Origin of the sequence: Acutalibacter intestini (assembly GCF_034334985.1) — a bacterium.
Lineage (GTDB): Bacteria > Bacillota > Clostridia > Oscillospirales > Acutalibacteraceae > Acutalibacter > Acutalibacter intestini.
Window position 1 is genome coordinate 1 of the sequence record NZ_JAWXXL010000084.1, and the last position, 4163, is coordinate 4163.

A 4163-nucleotide genomic window follows, 5' to 3' on the forward strand; every position below is an offset into this window, starting at 1 on the left:
CTGACTGCGTATCTGCTTGAGCCCTTCTTTTCCCACTTTCCGCAAATCGATATATTCCATATCCCTATTATATCACTCTTCCTCTCTTTTTCCTAGCTTTTTGAGCGGGAGTAATACCTGCTAAGGCTTCGTGAAAAGCAGGAGGAAATGGTTGCCGATTTTCTTTCCCTCTATAAAACGAAACGGAGCAATCTGTATATTACTGCGGATGTGTTGAGTCGTATGGAACGGAAATATCGGATCCACCGAGTCGGGGAGAAGAGAGAAGACCCAATATTATGCGGAGTCCTTCGCAATATCTTCTCAACTCTGGTTTACAGAGGAGATTTAATTGAGGGCCATACGAAAAATGGTGTAGGATACCGCACAGCGACAGAAAAGGATAAAAAAGGACGGATGATTGCGTGAAACAAAGGTTAATCAAAGATGAGCGGCTGTATTGATTCGATGACAGGCGCATTTTACTGCAACAAGCAGTGCGAGCTTTACGACCGGTAAAAGAAGCAGGATAGGGCAGAAGGAACAGGAGGTACAATGACACAAGGATACTTTGTAGAAGAACGTGGAAAAGATGTGGTAACAGTTGCGGAGCTTTGCAGCGACGCCTATTTGCAGAACGGTCACGGTGAGGAGATACTGGAGGCATACGCAGAGAATCAGGAAAAGGAGTATTTGTCCGCTCTTGCGAAGGAAACATGGTATTACCACAGGGCCGAGATCGCTCAGATATGGCCCGGATGGTACCGGAAGGCCGAAAAAAAGAAAAGAACCAGTTCCTATGCGGAGTACGCGTATGTTTTGAGAAATGACAAGCTGCATGTATACCATCGCGGCGGCAGATTGTTTACGGTCAATCGCGGGACAGCAGCTATCTGGTTAAAGGTGGTCAAAGAGCTGGAGCATTTTGAAAAAACATACCTTTACTCTGAGAGCAAGATGGAAATGCAGTACGAACAGGAGAAGACGATGTTTTCCATGCTGCAGGGACGGATTGACGAGGGTATATCGTTCGAGTCGTTAGAGGCAGAACTCATTCCAAAGGATTTTGAGCCGCTCATTTTAGAAGATTATCATTGCGCGGAAATGTGGCAGATGGATCGCGTTTTAGTGTCTCATGGAATCGGCTTATCATCATTAGTTTTCAAACATGAAACATTAGAAGATTATTTTACTTGTTTGACTGGAGGTGCAAAATTTGAATAATGCATTTCAAACGGAAATTTTAAAATTAAAAAAAATAAAATGGCTTTTATTGGTTTTGTGTTTACTATTTGTATTCCTGTTTTATTGGTTTTAAAATCTCTATTCCTTGATAAAATCAAAATTGACTATCACGAATGGATACAGACAGTTTTCATGTTAGTAAATTTGGTTTTGCCTATCATGAGCGGCTTTTTTATAACCCAGTCAATGCAAAAGGAATATGGAGAAAAAACAATTATTAATATTATTACTGCACCTGTAAATAGAAAGGTATTTGTATTTAGCAAAATTACTGTTTGGTTTTTCTGGTATGTAGTAGTTATGATTGTTACTGAGTGCTTGACAATCTTAGGTTCATTAATTTTGTTTCATTCACAAGTTACATCTTCTGCTATTTGTTTTACAATACAGTTGTTTACACAAATTGGTCTTTTAAGCTATATTGCGTTTTTACCAATCATTTGGATTGCTATAAGGCAGCGGACTTTGTTTTATCCAACCATGCTATCTGTATTATTTTTCGTATTATTGCAATGTGCTGGTTCTCAAGTATCGGAAGAATTGCTTCCAGTAGCATGTTTTGTCCCGTGGCTTGCTATACAAATATCTGCAATGCTGCCAGCAAATAGTCAATACTTATGTATATATAGCTTCAATACTATGCTCTGGGCTGCTTGGAGTTATTTTAGCAATTTTTGAATTTCGGACACAAGATTTATAGAAATTAAAAGTACGTCCCTGGCTCTGCCATATCAAAGTATTGCCCTGTTTGTGCCAGAAAAGTTAGGTTGGAAAGGTCAAACGAGAGCAGACGCAGGAGCAGGGAACAGAAAAGGACAGATGGTTAGAATACAGATTAAGGATAACGGAAGCGGAATTTTACCGAAAGACATCCATCATATCTTCAAGCGCTTTTATCGCAGTAAAAAATCGTTGGATACACAAGGGGTGGGATTAGGACTTCCGCTTGCAAAAGCCATTGTGGAGGGACAGAAAGGTGTGATTTCGGTAAAAAGCGAACTTGGTGAAGGAACGACCTTTACGATTTCCTTCCTTACAGACTCGTAAGCTGAAATTCACCTGAATGTAAGCCGCCTTTGCTATACTCTGTAATTACAGGAGGTACTGATATCATGGAAATATTAAAAGTACAAAATTTATGCAAAACATATGGCAAGGGCGAAGCACGGTTCGGATTGCCCATTTAATAACAGGGCGGACGTGGGAAAACTTATCTGCTCAGAAGAGACTTTTCGGCAGCTGACCGGGGAGAGCGATTATACGATTATTGATATGCAGCTTGCACAGGGCGCCACAGAGAATGATGTAAGTGCAATCCGTAAGATGGCGGGCGGAACCTATACCTTTTCGGATGACCGCATGGGCAACAGCAATACGCGCGGAACTTATTATTGCTTTGGCCTGTTTGTGTATGGATTCTTGGTTCTTATTGCATTGATTACGATATTCAATATCATCAACAGTATTGCCATGAGTGTGGCGGCGAGGATGAAACAGTACGGTGCGTTCCGGGCGATTGGATTAAGCAACCAGCAGCTTGTAAAAATGGTTGTGGCAGAAGCCTCCACATATACGGTGACTGGCTGTATCTGCGGCGGTATTCTAGGCTTGCTATGCAATAAGTTTTTGTTCGACAAGCTGGTTGGGTTCCACTGGGGAGATCCCTGGAGCGTTCCTGTTTCAGAGTTTGCCGTGATTCTTGCAGTGGTGGCAGTTGCGGTGATCCTGGCAATCAGAGGGCCTATCAAGAAAATCCGAGATATGTCCATCGTAGATACAATCAGTGCGCAATAAATGTTGTGCCGGAGAGATACAGGAAGACGCATAAGAATACAGACATCAGGATGATTCTGATTTGAGGAAGCGGGGCAAGCAGCGGAGAATATCTTCACTGTTTGCGTTGCTTTCTTAAATTTGAAAATACATATTTAAAAGAGGTTTTTTATCATGATCCAACAACACAATAAGAGAAGAAGAAAGAAAAAGTCTGTAAACTTCCCTGCTGTAATGTTTTTGGGACTGCTTATCACCTGTGTTGCACTTGCTTCCCCGCTATTAAACGGCAAAAATATTCATCCAAGAGGCGATTATACAATCGAAGAAGTCCTTGTGTTACCGCAGGAAGCGGGGATGTATGTGGAAATTGTGGAATGGCGGGGCGAAGGATTTAAGGCGATTGTCACGGATCCGGGAGATAATGGTGTTTTTCCAGAGAAAGCGGAGTTGACCATTCTCTTTGATGAAGAATCAGAGATTCGCTTAGACAATAGAGACATGTTCAAATATAATGCTGACGAACCGAACGCTGAAGCAGTCGGTTGGGAGACCAGCACAATTGTCCAAGTGAAATTCATAAAGTATGTCAATTATTTGGAAGGAAATCACTTCTATAACCAGCTGTTTGCGAGTCGTGTCGAGGTGAATTCCAGTCAGTAAAGCTGCAGGAGGCCGCGCTGTATGGAGCGGTCTTCTTTGCCGCATACTTAAAATATGTACTTCACCCGCAGGACGTGGTATAATCAGACGAATGCTTTGACAAATAGCTGAATAAGTGTAGCTTTCGCTGAATAGTAGATAAAATGTTGAAAATTGCGGCGTAATCTGAAAGCCAGAAATGCAGCCAGATCTTATTCTGCTGGATATCAATATGCCCGATATAGATGGGCTGGAGGTTTGTGCCCGGATACGGGGGTTTGTCAGTTGCCCGATTCTGTTTTTGACGGCCAGAGTGGAGGACAGCGATAAGGTCAAAGGCTTTGGTATGGGCGGGGATGATTATATTGTAAAGCCCTTTTCATTGGATGAGCTTGGCGCTAGGGTTGCCGCACACATCAGACGGGAACGCCGCAGAGGGGACACCCCCAAGGTGAAGCTTGCCGATAAGCTGGCGATTGACTATACAGAAAGACGGGTGTTCTATGACGGGGAGGAAATTCCTT

At 42.6% G+C, this 4163-nt stretch carries 6 protein-coding genes and 1 pseudogene; all 7 read left to right on the forward strand.

Translation table 11 applies throughout. The features are described from left to right. Positions 1 to 147: 147 nt before the first annotated feature. Positions 148 to 408: a hypothetical protein gene (locus tag U8U68_RS21570; RefSeq protein ID WP_322204476.1), complete on the forward strand. Its 261-nt coding sequence runs from the start codon at positions 148 to 150 to the stop codon at positions 406 to 408. Positions 409 to 534: 126 nt separating this feature from the next. Further along, the gene (locus U8U68_RS21575; RefSeq protein ID WP_322204478.1) at positions 535 to 1203 is read left to right on the forward strand and encodes a hypothetical protein; all 669 of its coding nucleotides are present in this window, start codon (positions 535 to 537) and stop codon (positions 1201 to 1203) included. Between the two features lie 24 nt (positions 1204 to 1227). After that, on the forward strand, positions 1228 to 1902 hold the full coding sequence (locus U8U68_RS21580) for an ABC transporter permease (protein WP_322204486.1): 675 nt from the start codon (positions 1228 to 1230) through the stop codon (positions 1900 to 1902). A gap of 141 nt (positions 1903 to 2043) precedes the next feature. Next, positions 2044 to 2271: pseudogene (locus U8U68_RS21585) on the forward strand (ATP-binding protein); the annotation flags it as partial. A gap of 153 nt (positions 2272 to 2424) precedes the next feature. Then, a complete protein-coding gene (locus tag U8U68_RS21590) occupies positions 2425 to 3018 on the forward strand; it encodes an ABC transporter permease (RefSeq protein ID WP_322204480.1) in 594 nt (197 codons plus the stop codon). Positions 3019 to 3171: 153 nt separating this feature from the next. Continuing rightward, positions 3172 to 3660, forward strand: coding sequence for a hypothetical protein (locus tag U8U68_RS21595; RefSeq protein WP_322204482.1), 489 nt, complete (start codon positions 3172 to 3174; stop codon positions 3658 to 3660). A 178-nt stretch (positions 3661 to 3838) separates the two neighbouring features. Next, positions 3839 to 4163: response regulator transcription factor (locus U8U68_RS21600; RefSeq protein ID WP_322204484.1), on the forward strand; the 325-nt coding region annotated here is incomplete at its 3' end.